The following is an 18,033-nucleotide window of genomic DNA, read 5'->3' on the forward strand; positions in this document are numbered from 1 at the left end:
TCTCTTTCAGGATTGATTTAATATTTATATGCCATGAAATTAATCTGTTTACTATTATTATGTATTACTTTTCATTCAGCTGATGAAAAAGTTTATGTTTGTTTTTCAAAAGGAGCCTCAAGATATCACTATAAAGAACATTGTAGAGGATTAAGTGCCTGTAAGCATGTTATAAAAAAGATGACTATTGAAGAGGCTAGAGAATTTGGTTTCACTCTTTGTAAGTGGGAAGATTAAAAAGAGATTGTAAAGATGCGTTATTTCTACATCAGTTTATTAATATGTTTGCTATTTGTCACTACAGTATCAGCTCAGATAAAGGTGTGTTCCTGGAATGTTGAAAACATAGGGAAATCAAAATCAGATGAGGATATTGAATTTATAGCTACCATGTTACGTGACTTTGATGTTGTAGCGATACAAGAAGTTGTTGCAGGTTATGGAGGGGCTCAAGCTGTCGCAAAATTGGTAGATGCCTTGAATAGAAAAGGGGCAAAATGGGAGTGTGTAGTTAGTGATCCAACCTCAGGGAGTACATACAAAACGGAACGGTATGCTTTTTTATGGAAAAGCCATGTTTTAAAAATTAAAGGAACTCCATGGTTGGAAAAAAAATATCAGATCTTAATTGATAGAGAGCCTTTTTATGCTACGTTTAAATAAGGAAGTAAAGAATTTACATTGGCTAATTTTCATGCTATTACCAAAAGTAAACAACCAGAAACAGAAATTAAGTATTTTAAATTGTTACCATCCCAATACCCAAATTTGAATTTGATTTTTATAGGTGATTTCAACTGTCCACAATCACATACTGTTTTTAATCCTCTTAAAAGTATGGGCTATATTTCGGTTTTTAAAAATCAAAAAACATCCTTAAAAAAGGAATGCAATAGTGATAATTGTTTGGCTTCTGAGTTTGATAATATTTGGTTTGATGGGAAAAAGAATAAGGTTGTAAATAGAAAAGTAGTTCATTTTTATGAAAACTTTCAATCCCTTGACGAAGCACGAAAAATCTCGGATCACATTCCTATAGTTGCTGAATTTGAATTTTTATAATATAGGATTTTAGTTGTAATACTATAAAAGAAATTTTAAAGCATTCAAAATAAACTCGAATAAAAAGTAAAAGTTGCGGGATAAAAACAAAAACCTCTCCATACATAAAGAGAGGTTTTGAATAAGGCTTGTTATATGTTAGCTGAGCTTGTCGAAGCTAATATCGATACACAACCGCATTAATATTCATTCCTGCACCCACAGATGCAAAAATGACAACATCACCTTTGTTGAGTTGCTGGTTTTCTATCTCGCCTTTTACAATCAGGTCGTATAATGTAGGAACAGTAGCTACACTACTGTTGCCAAGTTTGTGAATGCTCATGGGCATGATGCCTTCAGGGGGTGTTTGTTTGTATTGTTTGTAAAAACGTTGAATGATAGCTTCGTCCATTTTTTCATTCGCCTGATGAATCAGTATTTTTTTTACTTCGCTGATATCAATACCGCTTTTGTCAAGGCATTCTTTCATAGCCTTAGGGACATTATTCAATGCAAACTCATAAATTTTACGGCCGTGCATTTTGATATAGCGTACATCAGGGTCGTGATCCTTGTTGAAGGAATTGCCAAAGAATAAATAATACGCTTCGTCGTAGGTAAAACTAGCCGATTCATGAGCCAGGATGCCACCTTCATCATCAGTCAGTTCCACAACGGTTGCGCCGGCACCGTCAGAATAAATCATTGAGTCCCTATCGTGAATATCAACAACTCTCGATAAGGTTTCGGCACCTATAACCAGACATTTTTTGGCCATACCTGCCTTAATGAATGCCTGTGCCTGAATTACACCTTCCACCCAGCCCGGACAACCAAAAAGCATGTCGTAAGCTACACATTTAGGATTCTTTATGCGTAGGTCAAATTTAACCCGGGTAGCTAAACTAGGTAAGATATCGGTTTGAATAGCGCCTTGTTTTACATTGCCGAAATTGTGGGCAAAAATGATATAGTCTAATGTTTCCGGATCTATTCCGGCATCTTCAATAGCTCTTTTCGCTGCAATGGTGGCAATGTCAGAGGTTAATAAATTGTCGGTAACATATCTTCTTTCCTCAATGCCGGTAATGTCATGAAATTTCTCTGTGATAGTTTCATTAGGCAATGGGAAAGGACTGCCGTCATCGTTTAAAAATACGTGTTTGGCAAAATCTTTATTGGTAACTATTTCGGTTGGGATATAACTTCCTGACCCCGTTATTTTTATATTCATTTTTCAGCTTTTTGGGTTTTGCTAAAGTAAATAAACTAACGGTTTGATTTGTGTTAAAATTTGTTTTTCTGCGTTTTTTGTGAAGTTTGTAAAGAAAGGGCTTAAAATTTTTACTTTCTATTTTTTTAACACGGATTGAGTAAATTTAATAAAAAAATAACCCTTTCTTTACAAAAGGGTTATTTTGAGTAATGGTATTTTGAAATATTTTAATGTTCCATGTAAGCTTCGATAGGAGCACATGAACAAACTAAGTTTCTGTCACCGTACGCATCGTCAACACGACGAACAGAAGGCCAGAATTTATTATCATAAATATAATCCAACGGATACGCGGCTTTTTCTCTTGTATAAGGTAAATCCCAAGCATCAGAAGTTAACATTCCCAAAGTATGCGGCGCATTTTTTAATGGATTGTTAGGTTCTTCTGCGTTTGCTTCAGCAATTTCTTTACGGATTGAAATCATTGCATCACAAAAACGGTCTAATTCAGCTAAATCTTCAGATTCAGTTGGTTCTACCATCAAAGTTCCTGCCACTGGGAAAGAAACCGTTGGAGCGTGGAAACCATAATCCATTAAACGTTTTGCAATATCACCAACTTCAATTCCGTTTTGTTTGAACTCACGACAATCTAAAATCATTTCGTGAGCCGCACGTCCCATTTCACCAGAATATAAAACTGGATAGTGTTCTTCTAAACGTGCTTTCATGTAGTTGGCATTTAAAATTGCATGTTCTGTAGATGAACGTAATCCTTCAGCACCTAACATAGTAATGTAGCCGTAAGAAATCAAACATACTAAAGCAGATCCGTAAGGCGCGGCAGAAATAGCAGAAATAGCGTCTTTACCACCAGTTGCCATAACCGGGTTTGTAGGTAAAAAGTCAACTAATTTTTCGTTCACACAAATTGGTCCAACACCAGGTCCGCCACCACCGTGAGGAATAGCAAACGTTTTGTGTAAGTTTAAGTGACAAACATCGGCACCAATTGTTGCAGGATTGGTTAAGCCTACCTGAGCATTCATGTTGGCACCGTCCATATATACCAATCCGCCGTTATCGTGTATTAATTGTGTAATTTCAATAATTGAAGATTCGTACACTCCGTGCGTTGACGGATAGGTTACCATTAAACAAGACAAATCGTCTTTGTGTTCGATAGCTCTTGCTCTTAAATCTTCCACATCGATGTTTCCTTCTGGTGTGGTTTTAGTAACGATGATTTTCATTCCTGCCATTGCTGCAGAAGCCGGATTGGTTCCGTGAGCAGATGATGGAATCAAACAAACGTTTCTGTGTCCTTCACCGCGAGAGATGTGGTACGCACGGATTGCCATCAAACCTGCATATTCTCCCTGAGCTCCAGAGTTAGGTTGTAATGAAGTTCCTTTGAAACCGGTTACTACATTCAATTGCTGTTCTAATTTTTTCAACATGGTTAAATAACCTTGTGTCTGATCAGCCGGTGCAAATGGGTGAATGCTGTTCCAGTTTGGCATTGAAAGCGGTAACATTTCTGCAGCAGCGTTCAATTTCATAGTACATGAACCTAAAGAAATCATAGAGTGGTTTAATGATAAATCTTTACGCTCTAATTTTTTGATATAACGCATCAACTGACTTTCCGAATGGTGATTGTTGAACACGTCGTGTTGTAAGAAAGATGAAGTTCTTACTAAGTTATTTTGAATTTGGTTTTCGTTTGCTAATTCAGAAACATGAACTGCCGATTTGCCTGCTGCTTCAGAGAAGATAGCGATGATAGTGTTGATGTCGGCAATTGAAGTGGTTTCGTTGAATGATATCGAAACACAATCTTTATTAGGGTAGAAGAAGTTGAATTCATTTTTCTCAGCAATTGCTTTTACTTTTTCAGCATCTGCTTTTACCAAAATAGTATCGAAGAAATTCGAATTGATTTGGTTGATACCTAAAGAAGCCAATGCTTTTGCTGTAGTTACTGCCGAAGCATGAACTTTGTCAGCAATGTATTGTAGTCCTTTCGGTCCGTGATATACTGCATACATACCCGCCATAACTGCTAATAATACCTGAGCAGTACAGATGTTTGATGTTGCTTTTTCACGTTTGATGTGCTGCTCACGTGTACCCAATGCCATACGTAAAGCACGGTTTCCGTTAACATCAACAGAAACTCCAATGATTCTTCCCGGCATCGAACGTTTGTATTCTTCTTTAGTGGCGAAGAAACCTGCATGAGGTCCGCCGAATCCCATTGGGATACCAAAACGTTGCGTAGTACCTACAACTACGGCAGCTCCCATTTCTCCTGGAGGCGTTAATTTAGCTAATGATAAAATGTCGGCAGCAACTGCCACTTTAATTTCATTTTCAGCTGCTTTTGCAATAAATTGAGTGTAGTCATGAACTTGGCCAAATTTTCCCGGGTATTGTAAAATAGCTCCGAAATAATCAGCTGAAAAATCAAAAGTTTCATGATTACCAACAACCAATTCAATGTTTAGCGGAGTAGAACGGGTTTGTAAAATAGACAATGTCTGAGGTAAAATCTCTTCTGAAACGAAAAACTTACTTACATTGTTTTTCTTTTGGTCACGCGTTCTTACGTCAAAAAGCAATGCCATTGCCTCAGCGGCCGCAGTACCTTCATCAAGTAATGAGGCGTTTGCGATTTCCATTCCTGTTAATTCGATAATCGTAGTCTGGAAATTTAATAAGGCTTCTAAACGTCCCTGTGCAATTTCTGCCTGATACGGAGTATACGCTGTGTACCATCCCGGGTTTTCAAAAATGTTGCGTTGAATTACCGGAGGAACAACTGCCGGGTGGTATCCTAAACCAATGTATGATTTGAATACTTTGTTTTTTGCACCTAACTGAGTGATGTGAGTTAAGTACTCATATTCAGTCATGGCAGGATCTAATTTGATATCTTCTTTTAAACGGATTCCGTCAGGGAAAGTTTCATAAAGCAATTGGCTCATGTCTTGTACGCCAATAGTTTTAAACATGTGTTGTAGGTCAGATTCTCTCGGACCAATGTGTCTTAAAGCAAATGCATCTGTTCTCATTCAATCAAATATATAATGTGTGTTGTTTTGAGTGCCACAAAAATAATGATAAATCTGAAATTTTCAGTTAAAAACAGAGCTGATTTTTATCAAATTTTGAACAAAAAATGTGATTTATTAACAGATTGATTTTCTTATAGGATATATAAAAAAACTTCCTATTTTTACTACAAATAAACAAATAAAATTACTTTCGCTATTTTATGAAACTTTTAAAATCTGTCGGGTTTTTCCTGATGTTTTTCGTTCTTTTTTCTTGTGGAAAAAAAGCAGCCGATTTTGATTCAAATTTTGATCTTTTCAAAAATCACATTTCGGCATTTACTTCCGGGTTTGTTTCTGTCAAATCCGACATCAGAGTGCAGTTGGCATTCAATAACCCAACCTGGAAGGTCAATCAGGAGTTAGACAGTGATTTGTTGGATATCTCACCAAGTGTCAGTGGTAAGGTGATAGCACTTTCGCCTAATACGATTGCTTTTGTTCCTAGCGAAAAATTAGATCAAAATACTTTGTATCAGGTTTCATTGAAATTGGATAAAATTACAAATGTTCCAAAGGAATTGTCAGAATTCAACTTTTCCCTGAAAACCATCAAACAGGATTTTACGGTTACAACGGATGATATTCAATCGTCTGACAAGGAAACCTATTATTTGAATGGGACTTTGAAAACTGCCGATTTTTTAGAATTTGAAGAAGCAGAGGAATTAGTGGAATGCACTCAGGACGGGGATGATCTGAAAGTGACTTTTGACAAAGAAAACAGTTCTGAAACCGAATTCAAATTCAGAGTGGAAGGCGTTAAACGTTTTGAGGAGGCGAGTGAAATTACACTGGAATGGGATGGTGACGGTGCCGATATTGACCGGGAAGGAAAATCCAAAATTGCTGTTCCTGCCAAAGGTGATTTTAAAGTGATGGATATAAAAATGGGGGATGAAAACAATCAGTCTATAGTGATTAATTTTTCGGATCCATTGAAAAAAGATCAGGATTTTAAAGGATTGGTTGCTATTGAAAACACTAGTGACGTGAAGTATGCAACTATGGGGAATGTGCTGAAAGTGTATTTCAATAATCAAACACCGGTACAGTCAGAAGAGGTTGTGGAAGTACAGCCAACTGAAATAGAAACCTCTGAAAATGACACTGACGGAGAATCGATAGATTCTGCTGCCGCAGTGGTAGCAGAAGCCGCTGAATCGGTGGATACTGCTGCTGTTGCTGTAGATACAGCTGTGGCAGTAGAACCTGTTGCAGAAGAAGTTGCAGAAGAATCTTATGAAGAGGAAGAACCTGCGGAACCAGTTGCAAATGCAGTAGTGGTTTCAGGAAATAAACTGATAGAAGTATTTCAGGGGATAAAAAATATCTACGGGGATGAAATGAGTACTAATTATTCGAAAAGAATTGATTTCGATCCGATTAATCCTGCAGTGAAATTTATTAAAAACGGAACGATTTTACCAAGTTCGAATAACCTGAAAATCAATTTCGAAGCTGCTAACCTTAAAAAGGTTGATGTTAAAATCTATAAGATTTACAAAGACAATATTCTTCAGTTTTTACAAGATAATGAATTAAATGGTTCAAATAACCTCAAGAAGGTGAGTCAGCCGGTCGCTAAATCTACTTTGGAACTCAAGCAGAATGAATTATTGGACTATTCAAAATGGAATACCTACGCGCTTGATTTATCAAAAGTAATTACTCCTGAACCCGGCGCCATTTATCGAGTAGAATTTTCTTTCAAAAAGAAATATTCGTTGTTTAAATGTGCTGGAGCTGTAGAAGAATCTGCTGAAAATGAAGAAGAAGAGGAAGATGAAGATGATGTGAACTACAGTGGTTCAAGCTACGACTATTATTATGAAGAAGATTATGAGTGGAGAGAAAGTCAGGATCCATGTACAGATTACTATTACTACAATACGAAAATTTCAACCAATATTCTTGCGACTGATTTAGGGGTAATCGCCAAAAGAGGAAACAACAAATCGGTTATGATTGCCGTAAGTGATATTGTCAGTACTGATCCAGTTTCGGGAGCAACAGTTGAACTATATAATTATCAGCAACAAAAATTAGCAACAATGACTACTGATGGTGACGGTATGGCTAATTTTGATCTGAAGAAATACGCTTATTTTGCTATTGTAACCAAAGGAAAAAACAGTACGTATGTGAAGCTGGATGATGAACTGTCGTTGTCTATAAGTAATTTTGATGTTTCGGGAGAGACACTGCAAAAGGGATTAAAAGGATATATTTATGGAGAACGAGGCGTTTGGCGTCCCGGTGATTCTATCCATTTGTCATTTATCTTGAATGATAAGGCAAATAAAATCCCTGCAAATCATCCAATCAAATTCCGATTGAATGATCCTACAGGAAAGACAATTTACCAGACTATTCAAAAAGTAAATGATTTGAATCATTATAAATTTGGATTGGTTACCCAAAGTTCGGCAATTACCGGAAATTGGGAAGCAGTAGTGAGTGTGGGTGGTGCCCGTTTTTATAAAAGCGTAAAGATAGAGACCATCAAGCCTAATCGTTTAAAAATCAAAAACAGTTTTAACGAAAGCGTTTTGTCGGCTTCCAGAAAGAATATCAATACTGTTCAGGTATTATGGATGCATGGCGCTGTTGCGAAAGATTTAAAAACAGAAGTACAGGCTAAATTTTCACAACAGGTAACCGCTTTCAAAGGTTATGACCAATATGTGTTTGATGATCCTACCCGTAATTTCTCTACGGAAGAAATCAATGTGTATTCAGGAAAGGTTAATCAGGAAGGAAAAGTAAGTTTCCCTATCAATCCTTCATTACAAGGACAAGCACCCGGAATGTTGAATGCGGCTTTTATTACGAAAGTATATGAAAACGGAGGAGATGTGAGTACTGATGTTTCTTCTGTGAAGTATTCGCCGTATCCAACGTATGTGGGGATTAAAACTCCGGAGCCGAATAAATATGGATTGCTGGAAACAGGAAAAAACAATCATTATGAGTTTGTGACTTTAGGCGAAAACGGAAGACCAAAAGCTGTTAGAGGTTTGGAAGTTAAAGTATACAAAATTGATTCACGCTGGTGGTGGGATGAATCTTCTGATAATTTGTCAAGCTACAGTACAGGAACATCCACAACAGCTTATAAATCATTTGTTATCAATACCGACGCTTCGGGTAGAGGAAGTTTGAATTTCTCGGTTCCTGAACAGGACTGGGGACGTTATTTAATCCGTGCTATCGATCCAAATGACGGACATGCTTCAGGTCAAACGGTATTCCTAGATTACCCGTATTGGTCAGAGCGTTCAAAAAATACGGATGGAAAAGAAGCAACTATGCTTCGTTTTTCAACCGACAAAAAAGACTATACGGTTGGTGAGACCGCAAAAATTTTCTTCCCTTCGAGTGAAGGCGGACGTGCTTTGATCTCGGTAGAAAACGGTTCACGAGTGGTGAAAGCATTTTGGGCAAAAACCAAAAAAGGAGAAACGCAGGTGGATCTTGATATCACTTCGGATATGACTCCTAATGTGTATATCAATGTAACGATGCTGCAACCGCATGCGTCAACGAAAAATGATTCGCCAATCCGCATGTATGGTATTGTACCTATCAGTGTGGTGGATAAACAAACAGTTTTGGAGCCGCAAATTTCGATGCCTGATGTATTACGTCCGGAACAAAAAGTGGCCGTTAAAGTGAGTGAGAAAAACGGTAAGGCAATGACGTACACGATTGCAGTTGTTGATGAAGGTTTACTGGATTTAACCCGTTTCAAAACGCCTAATGCCTGGGATAGTTTTTATGCCCGTGAGGCGCTGGGTGTGCGTACGTGGGATATTTACGATAATGTGATAGGCGCGTATGGCGGAAAAGTAAATCAGATTTTCAGTATTGGTGGAGATCAGGATGCCGGTGGTTCACAGGCTAAAAAAGCGAACAGGTTCAAACCTGTGGTAATGTATTTCGGTCCGTTTAAATTAGGTAAAGGAGATTCGAAAACGCACCAGATTAAATTGCCTAAATACATCGGATCGGTTAAAACCATGGTGGTTGCCGCTGATGCCGAAAACAGTGCTTACGGTATGGCCGAGAAAGCAACACCGGTGAAAAGTCCGCTGATGGCATTGGCTTCTTTACCGAGGAAAATTTCACCTTCAGAAAAAGTGACATTGCCGGTGACTCTATTTGCAACTGAAAAACATGTTAAAAATGTAACAGTTCAAATTAAAACAAACGATAAAGTAAGACTGGCAGGCCCTGCAACACAAAAATTATATTTTGCTACGCCTGATGAAAAAATGGCTTACTTCGATTTAGTAGTAGGAGGTTCAACAGGAATAGGCAAAATTCAGGTTGTGGCTACTTCGGGTGCCGAAAAATCGGTTTATGATGTTGAAATCGACGTAACGAATCCAAATCCAGTAACTACTGCATTTGTTGATGCAACGTTAGGTTCAGGAGCAAGCAAAACAATCAGCTGGAATAGTTTCGGGGTAGCCGGAAGCAACAAAGCAATGGTGGAAATTTCATCCATTCCTACAATCGATTTCGGACGAAGACTGGATTATCTAATCCAATATCCTCATGGATGTGTGGAACAAACCACATCTTCAGTATTCCCGCAATTGTATCTGACGGATGTTATTGATTTGGATGCCAGCAGAAAACAATCGATACAACGCAATGTTACTGCAGCGATTGAAAGACTGACAAGTTTCCAATTGGCCAATGGTGGGTTCAGTTACTGGCCGGGCAGTCTGGAAGCTGATGATTGGGGAACCAGTTACGCAGGTCATTTCTTATTGGAAGCAGAGAAAAAAGGATATGCGTTGCCGGTTAGTTTTAAAAACAAATGGATAGCCTACCAACAAAAAATGGCAAAACAATGGCGTTATGAAACACAATATCAAAATGATTTAGGTCAGGCGTATCGTTTATATACATTGGCTTTAGCAGGATCAGCTGATCTAGCATCGATGAACCGTTTAAGAGAAACCAATAAAATTTCCAATGAAAGCAAATTGCGTTTGGCAGCTGCTTATGCAGTGGTGAAACAAAATTCAGCGGGTTTGTCTCTGTTGTCTAAAACGAATATTAACGAAAGCTACTCGCCATATTATTATTACAGCTATGGCTCAGAAGATAGAAACCGGGCTATGACATTAGAAACTTTGGTACTGTTAGGTCAAAAACAAAGAGCATTTGCAATGGCGGTAACTTTGGCAAAAAATCTTTCTTCAGATAATTGGATGAGTACGCAAACTACCGCTTATTCATTATATGCCATGGCTAAATTTGCGAAATTCAATGGCGGAAAAGGAATTGATATCCAATACACATCAGGTGGAAAAACAGTGAAGATTACTTCGACCAAAGCAATTGCACAGAGAAACTTGATCGTAACAGGAAAAGGCAATAAACTGACGATTAGAAATAATAAAAAGAATACGCTTTTTGTCCGTGTGATTAATAGTGGTATTTTGCCGGTAGGTCAGGAGAAAGTAATGAGCAGCAATGTGGTGGCTAAAGTTTCATTCAAAGACCGAAAAGGAAATACGGTTAATGTGGGCAAAATCAATCAGGGGACCGAATTGATTGCTGAGGTGGTATTAACCAACCAAAAAGGTGAGTATGTACCAAATATTGCACTGACCCAAATTTTACCATCCGGATTTGAAATTGTGAATACCCGTTTCACCGATTATGGGAATGCCACCGAAAATCTTGCCGATTATATAGATATCCGTGACGATAGGGCTAATTACTATTTCGGATTGAAATCGAGAGAAACCCGTGTGTTCAAAATGTTGATCAATGCTTCTTATTTAGGGAAGTATTATTTACCGGGTGTACAGTGTGAGGCCATGTATGACAATAGTTTCATTGCCCGAAGCAAAGGACAATGGATTGAAATTGTGAAGTAAAGTTTTTAGATATCTGACAGGTTTTAGGACCTGTCAGTTTTTATGATATGATTGATAAAATAAAACTTGAGAAGTATCCCAAACTTGTCAAGCTGATTAATTGGGTTAAAACCAACCGAATAAAATCAATAATAGGTCTTGTATTATTGATGGTGTACTATTTTTCATTACCAAGAACATTATTTGAGGAACCTTTTTCAACGGTTATTGAAAGTAATGAAGGTGATTTATTAGCAGCAAAGATTGCCCGTGACGGTCAATGGCGTTTTCCGGAGCAGGACAGTATTCCTGATAAGTTCAAACAATGTCTGATTTATTTCGAAGACGAACATTTTAATTATCACTTTGGATTTAATCCTGTTGCGATGGTTAAAGCAATCAAACAAAACCGCAGTGCCGGGAAAGTAGTCAGGGGAGGAAGCACGATTACCCAACAGGTTGTCCGTTTGTCACGGAAGAATAAAAAACGGACCTATTTTGAGAAGGTTATCGAAATTATTCTGGCAACTCGCTTGGAATTCAGGCATTCAAAAGAAAGAATCCTCGAATTGTATGCAGCACACGCTCCCTTTGGAGGTAATGTGGTAGGATTGGAAATGGCTGCCTGGCGTTATTTTGGTGTACAACCACACCAGCTATCGTGGGCTGAAAGTGCTACTTTAGCTGTTCTGCCTAATGCTCCCCGATTGATTTATCCGGGAAAAAATCAACTGCAACTTTTGAAAAAAAGAAATGGTTTGCTGAAAAAATTGATGGATAACGAAATTATCGATACTATGACATATGATTTGGCATTACGAGAGCCTTTACCTCAAAGACCTTATTTGCTGCCTCAAATTGCCCCGCATCTTTTAGAGAAAGTGGCTTTGGAGCACGAAGGGCAGAAAATAAAAACTACTGTAAATGTTTCCCTGCAAAATCGAATCAACCAAATTGTGAGACAATATCATAGTCAGTATAGTCAAAATGAAGTGCATAACATGGCTGTTTTGATGATTGATGTGAAAAATAGAAATATCATCAGTTATGTAGGGAATTCACCAACCGATTTGATGCATGATAAAGACGTTGATATTATAACGGCGCCGCGTAGTACGGGAAGTGTACTCAAGCCTTTGTTGTTCGCTTCAATGTTGGATGAAGGTGAAATTTTACCGAATACGCTTGTGGCTGATATACCCACTCAGATTTCGGGATATGCACCGCAGAACTTCAATCTGACTTTTGACGGGGCTGTGCCGGCGCAAAGAGCTTTGTCACGTTCATTGAATATTCCAGCGGTATTGATGTTACAGGAACATGGTGTGCATAAGTTTTACGAGACTTTACAACAATTCAAATTAAAAAATATTAATAAACATCCGGATCATTATGGTTTGTCATTAATTTTGGGCGGGGCCGAAAGTAACCTTTGGGATTTGTGTCGTACGTATGCTAATTTGACTTCAACTCTGAATTATCATATCAAAACATTTGGGAAGTACAGAGAAAATGAATTTTCAGAACTGAATTATCAAAATGGTTTCGAACAGGATTTTGGTGATGAAACATCAGAGAAGCAAATTCTTGGAGCGGGGTCCATTTATTTGACTTATAATGCAATGAAGGAAGTCAACCGCCCTGAAACTGATGAAGCCTGGCGTTTTTATGACTCATCTATGGAAATTGCTTGGAAAACGGGAACGAGTTTTGGTAATCGCGATGCTTGGGCAATAGGGACAAACAGTGATTATGTGGTGGGGATTTGGGTTGGAAATGCTTCGGGAGAAGGACGTCCCGAATTAACGGGTATAGACAGCGCAGCTCCGGTTTTGTTTGATGTTTTCAATCTCCTGCCAAGAAAAAGATGGTTCAAAACGCCTTCGTATGACTTGCAAACTGCCGAATGTTGTGCGTTAAGTGGTCATTTGGCACAGGATAATTGTCCTAAAGTGGAACAATTGATCCCTAAAAATGGTAAAAAAACAAAAGTATGTCCGTATCATCAATTGATTCATCTCGATCCATCAGAACAATTCAGAGTAAACAGTACTTGTGAAAATGTAGATTCCATGGTTACTAAAAGTTGGTTTGTGTTGCCTCCGGTAATGGAATGGTATTATAAAAACCTACACATCGATTATAAACCATTGCCTCCTTTTCGAAATGATTGTCAGGGAGCGCAACAAACCAGTATGGGGTTTATTTACCCTAAAGGGAACAGTAAAATCTATTTGACTAAAAATTTTGAAGGAAAAATTCAACCTGTTGTTTTAAAAGTGGCACACAGTAACAGAGATTACAAATTGTTTTGGTATATTGATAGAGAATTTAAAGGAACAACTCAAACTTTTCATGAAATGCCGGTTGTGGTTAATACAGGAAAGCATTTGATTACTGTTGTTGATGAAAAAGGGAATGAAATTAAACAATATGTCGAAATTGTAAATGATTAGTTTTTTTAAAAAAATACTCGATTTTTATATTCACGGAAGTATTCATGTGGCTTTGGCTGTATTTTCTTTGGTACAGATGACCTTTCATTTTTTTCATATTACCCATAATGCACCAATGTCTTTTTTTGCTTTCTTCGGAACCATTGTGGGGTATAATTTTGTGAAATATGACGAATTGGTCAGAGCAAAAAAACTGCAGATGAATGCTGAAAGAAAAGCTATAGTGGTTCTAAGTGTAATATCTTTTTTGGCTACGGCGTATTGTTTTTTTTTTATTGGAGAGACAAACACAAATTGTATCTCTCGCTTTTTTAGGATTGACTGTTTTATACACATTACCGGTTATTCCTAAAATGGGAAATGCCCGCAATTGGGCAGGAATAAAAATATATATTGTGGCATTTTGCTGGGCAGGAATTACACTTTTGTTGCCTATAATAAATGCAGATTTGCCTTTTAGTCATGATGTTTGGCTGAAGTTTTGCCAGCGCTTTTTATTGGTCATTATTTTAATATTGATTTTTGAAATCATTGATTTGAAAAATGATGACCTATCACTGCAAACCGTTCCTCAGAAATTAGGTGTAGAAAAGACAAAACTTTTAAACCTTTTTCTTCTGATTCCGTTTTATTGCCTGGAATTTCTAAAATCAGATTTCAGGATTATCCAGCTTTGGATTAATTTAATGCTCATAGTTGTCTTAGCAGTATTTACATTATTTGCCAGTCCCAAGCGATCAGAATATTATACTTCTTTTTGGGTGGAAAGTGTTCCCGTTTTTTGGTGGTTGTTGGTACTGCTATTGTGTTGATTTTTTTAAAATCAGGTGTTTATACGCTGTTGAGGTTTTCAAAATCACCTTAAGTTTGTTGAGTAATATTACTTAGACGTCGAGGTTGAGATTGACACAACTTTAAAAACAAGGCGGATTCTGAAAAGCCATATGAGTAGGGAATCAATTAAACAACTAAATTATGTCAACTAACACAGTATTAAACGACAAAGAGATTATCGTAGGAGGATGGTCTCCATACCATCCGTTAACAGCTCAGGATAAAGCAGTATTTGATGAGGCTATGAAAGGCTTTGTAGGAGTAAAATATACACCTAATACCGTTTCGACTCAGGTAGTAGCGGGAACAAATTACCGCTATAAATGTACAGCAAGTATGCCGCCTGCATTAGTGGTTTGGGAAGCTATCGTAGAAATCTTCCAACCATTAAATGGTGCTCCGTATGTTACAGGAATTGTAAGATTATAATTCTGTAGATTATATAAGTGAATGGCAGAGCGGTTAGTTTAACCGCTCTGTTTTTCAGCAAAAAGCTTTAAAAGAGTATTTCTTTCAATAATTATTTTTATGAGGTACTTTTTTAGAACTGATTCATTAAAGATTTTACCCAAAATCCCAAACGGAGTTTCATAAATAATCTCATCAATCATTACAGTGGAATTGTTTTGGGTTATAAATCGATGATGATGAATGAAAGACTTAAAGCAGCCATTGATCATTTCGTCAGTAAATGAACCGTATTTACTCATTTGGCTGATTTTACTTTCATGAGTAAGATAGAAGCCAAAATGTTTCCCACGCCAGGTTACAGTCTCGCCAAGTTCAATATGTCCGCTTGTTCTTCCTTTGGTTGCTTTTTCTTTGGTTTTCTTCAGTGATTCCTGATGAAAATCAATACTTCTGGATAAATCGAAAACAATTTCTTTTGCTGAATTGATAACAGTTTCAAAATATAACTTAGTCATTTTGAAGTAAATTTTTGAAGACAGTTTCAATGTCCGTGAAATTAAATGTAAAACCATTCTCCTGTAATCGTTTCGGAATCACATTACGGCTTTTTAAAACCAATTCGGTTTCTGTTCCAATTATTTTAGCGCCAAATTCAAGCATTCTTTTTCCTATTGGTGTCCCTACAGGAATTTTCATGGTTTTACGCAATGCTTTCATGAAATCTTTGTTTTGGATTGGAGTAGGGGAAACAATATTAACCACTCCGGTCATCTCTTTTTCAACCACAAAAGCCAATGCTCTGGCGAAGTCTTCTTCATGAATCCAACTTACAAACTGTTTTCCGCTGCCTTGTTTACCACCAAAACCAATTTGGGTTAAGTTTTTGAGAGGAAGAAATGCACCGCCGTTTTTTCCTAACACTATTGAAGTACGCAAAGCAGTTTTTCTAGTATTGGGAGTTTCAGTTTTGAAGAATGCTTTTTCCCAGCTTTGTGCTACGTTCATAGAAAAATCACTGCCTGTTTCACCGGTAAATTCATCCATTTGTTTGTCTTCTGAATGACGGTATATAGTTGCTGTCGATGAATTTAACCAATGTTTTGGCGGGTTTTCACATTGTAATACGGCTTTATTCAGGATTTTAGTGCTGTTAATCCTTGATAAAAGAATTTCTTTTTTATTGGCTTTGTTATAACGGCAATCCACTGATTTGCCTGCCAGATTGATAAGGATGTCGGTGTTTTCCAGTTCATGCTCCCAGCCAGTAAGGGTTTTGGCATTCCAATGGATATACTTAACGTTTTCTTCCTGTCTGTCTTTTCCACGGGTAAGTACGACAATTTCCTCGCAATTTTTTTTGAAATGATTGATCAAAACTTGTCCTAAAAAACCTGTTCCTGCTGCTATGACTATTTTCATAAAGTGATGTTTAAGATTAAATAAAGTGCTATGATGCGGTAAAGCACCCAGGTGAAACTTAAATATTTGGGAAGTTGTTGAATTGCAATCCTGCGGACATGCTCCATGAAGATTAATAATACGGTTACTGCAAACCAACTTAGTGCTATTGCTGCATTAACTTCAGTGAATTGATTGATTATTAGTATCGGAATCAGGAGCAGACAACCATATAGTGAAACGGTCATGAGATTACCGAGATAATTTATTATCGTTTTAAAGTCTTTGTTAAAAAGAAAACAAACCTGAAAAAGAATTTGTCCGCCTGCCATAAATACTTCTCTTGAGTAACTGCTTTTTGGTATATAAGGCATCATTTCAGCACAATTGAAAAGGACAATAGTTGTGATGCAAATGGCAAAAAGGATATAAAAAATTCTGTATTTTAAATCGAATGTTGGTTCGCATTGTAGTTTTGTTTCAGTAGTTTTTCCATTAGGAATGATCACTTTGCGGTTGTAAGAAATGAAAGAGTAGAGTTTTTTCAGCAGATAATTTACAGGAGGAATTTTTCCTGTTTTTTCGATTATAGGGAATGAATTTCCTATGATTCTTAACAAACTGTCTATGCCATAAACAACTGTTTTGTTCTTGTAATCGATTAAGGCAATTTCGTTGGCTGCTCTTTCGAGATTTAAATAAGCTGTTTCTTTCTCATTGATTTGGTTATAAGGTTTTCTTCCGTTTTTATCAAGCATTCCGGTTTTTACAAAAGCAGAAGTATAAACCTGACAAAGCGGACAGTCTTCGTCGTATAGTATCGTTTGATTTTGAAGTGTTTTCATAAGACTATTTTTCGTTTGTTTTCAACAGTAATTTCAGAACCTTCCGCCAGAAATACTGATGCAGGTTTTAAATGATTTAGAAAAGTAAAATCTTTTCCGTAGGTGTGTTCAAAATCTACTTGAATGTCATAATTTTTGATGTAGTACTGTTTCCATTTTTGATGTTTGACCTCATACTCGTACGTTTTATTTTGATTGTATTTGGTGTATCCAAAATAGTGTTCCATTATAAATGCAGCTTCGCTTCCTTCTTCTATCGGACTAATAAAATCATAAGCGTTGACACTTATGTGATTTGTTTTCTTCTGATTTTGCCAACTGTAACCGACTTTCAACACCTCGGCTTCCAGTTTATTTTGGTGCTGCATGAAGAGTGTTTTGTAGTTTTCTTTGTAAAAAGTATTGGCTACAAAAGTGATGGCTTTTTTGGGAACAATTTCCTGAATGAATACTACACCGCGTTTCCACTCACCATTTTCAAACCGTTTGACATAAAACCGCAGATTGACTTCTTCAAAATCGCTATGCTTCGGAATTCTAAAGCCTAGTACTCTGGTGTCTTTGAAAAGAAATCCAACTAAACTCACATAACAGTTGCCATTCCATATATCGAGTTCGGTTCCAGCGGGAATGTATTTTTTCAAATACTCAGGATTGATGGCATAGTTTGCCATAATCAGGTTTTTCCATTGTGCAGTTAGAAAACTCATAACTTTTTAATTTTATTGTTAATTTTAAACTTTCAGAAAAAAATGAAAGTTTTTATTAAAAAAATAATATTTAATTCGAATGCTTTTTATTGTTTTTCATAGGTCTCATTGAATAGTT

General features: G+C 37.0%; 13 protein-coding genes. 7 read left to right on the plus strand and 6 right to left on the minus strand.

The window, feature by feature from the left end:
* Positions 1-252: 252 nt before the first annotated feature.
* A complete protein-coding gene (locus tag EZM65_RS15870) occupies positions 253-663 on the plus strand; it encodes an endonuclease/exonuclease/phosphatase family protein (protein ID WP_371683008.1) in 411 nt (136 codons plus the stop codon).
* A gap of 105 nt (positions 664-768) precedes the next feature.
* Positions 769-1,062, plus strand: coding sequence for a hypothetical protein (locus EZM65_RS15875; RefSeq protein WP_371683009.1), 294 nt, complete (start codon positions 769-771; stop codon positions 1,060-1,062).
* A gap of 157 nt (positions 1,063-1,219) precedes the next feature.
* Here the strand turns inward: EZM65_RS15875 and EZM65_RS12325 are convergent, their stop codons facing one another.
* On the minus strand, positions 1,220-2,278 hold the full coding sequence (locus EZM65_RS12325; protein WP_136668867.1) for a 3-oxoacyl-ACP synthase III family protein: 1,059 nt from the start codon (positions 2,276-2,278) through the stop codon (positions 1,220-1,222).
* A 209-nt stretch (positions 2,279-2,487) separates the two neighbouring features.
* Complete coding sequence (gene gcvP, locus EZM65_RS12330; protein ID WP_136668868.1) at positions 2,488-5,337, minus strand: aminomethyl-transferring glycine dehydrogenase; 2,850 nt, start codon at positions 5,335-5,337, stop codon at positions 2,488-2,490.
* Positions 5,338-5,540: 203 nt separating this feature from the next.
* Here gcvP and EZM65_RS12335 point away from each other — a divergent pair, with 203 nt between their 5' ends.
* The 5 genes from EZM65_RS12335 to EZM65_RS12350 all read left to right on the plus strand — a co-directional run bounded on the left by EZM65_RS12335 (position 5,541) and on the right by EZM65_RS12350 (position 14,980).
* On the plus strand, positions 5,541-11,282 hold the full coding sequence (locus EZM65_RS12335; protein WP_136668869.1) for an alpha-2-macroglobulin: 5,742 nt from the start codon (positions 5,541-5,543) through the stop codon (positions 11,280-11,282).
* 47 nt (positions 11,283-11,329) lie between these two features.
* Entirely contained in the window at positions 11,330-13,717 is a 2,388-nt protein-coding gene (gene pbpC, locus EZM65_RS12340) for a penicillin-binding protein 1C (protein WP_136668870.1), read from the plus strand.
* Positions 13,710-14,069 carry a hypothetical protein gene (locus EZM65_RS15735; RefSeq protein WP_248574860.1) on the plus strand — a complete coding sequence of 120 codons (360 nt, stop codon included), beginning with the start codon at positions 13,710-13,712 and terminating at the stop codon, positions 14,067-14,069. Before pbpC ends, EZM65_RS15735 begins: the two co-directional genes overlap by 8 nt.
* A 1-nt stretch (position 14,070) precedes the next feature.
* Positions 14,071-14,529, plus strand: coding sequence for a hypothetical protein (locus EZM65_RS15740; protein ID WP_248574861.1), 459 nt, complete (start codon positions 14,071-14,073; stop codon positions 14,527-14,529).
* 163 nt (positions 14,530-14,692) lie between these two features.
* Complete coding sequence (locus EZM65_RS12350; protein ID WP_136668871.1) at positions 14,693-14,980, plus strand: hypothetical protein; 288 nt, start codon at positions 14,693-14,695, stop codon at positions 14,978-14,980.
* 38 nt (positions 14,981-15,018) lie between these two features.
* Here EZM65_RS12350 and EZM65_RS12355 read toward each other — a convergent pair whose 3' ends face one another.
* Genes EZM65_RS12355 through EZM65_RS12370 form a run of 4 tightly spaced genes read right to left on the minus strand, consistent with a single transcriptional unit; the run spans position 15,019 to position 17,915 of the window.
* Positions 15,019-15,477 carry an SRPBCC family protein gene (locus EZM65_RS12355; protein WP_136668872.1) on the minus strand — a complete coding sequence of 153 codons (459 nt, stop codon included), beginning with the start codon at positions 15,475-15,477 and terminating at the stop codon, positions 15,019-15,021.
* Positions 15,470-16,381: a TIGR01777 family oxidoreductase gene (locus EZM65_RS12360; protein ID WP_136668873.1), complete on the minus strand. Its 912-nt coding sequence runs from the start codon at positions 16,379-16,381 to the stop codon at positions 15,470-15,472. The genes EZM65_RS12355 and EZM65_RS12360 overlap by 8 nt, the downstream gene beginning before the upstream one ends.
* Complete coding sequence (locus tag EZM65_RS12365) at positions 16,378-17,205, minus strand: DCC1-like thiol-disulfide oxidoreductase family protein (RefSeq protein WP_136668874.1); 828 nt, start codon at positions 17,203-17,205, stop codon at positions 16,378-16,380. The genes EZM65_RS12360 and EZM65_RS12365 overlap by 4 nt, the downstream gene beginning before the upstream one ends.
* The gene (locus tag EZM65_RS12370; protein WP_136668875.1) at positions 17,202-17,915 is read right to left on the minus strand and encodes a YqjF family protein; all 714 of its coding nucleotides are present in this window, start codon (positions 17,913-17,915) and stop codon (positions 17,202-17,204) included. The genes EZM65_RS12365 and EZM65_RS12370 overlap by 4 nt, the downstream gene beginning before the upstream one ends.
* Positions 17,916-18,033 lie beyond the last annotated feature (118 nt).

Origin of the sequence: Flavobacterium sp. H122 (genome assembly GCF_004959765.1) — a bacterium.
Classification (GTDB): domain Bacteria; phylum Bacteroidota; class Bacteroidia; order Flavobacteriales; family Flavobacteriaceae; genus Flavobacterium.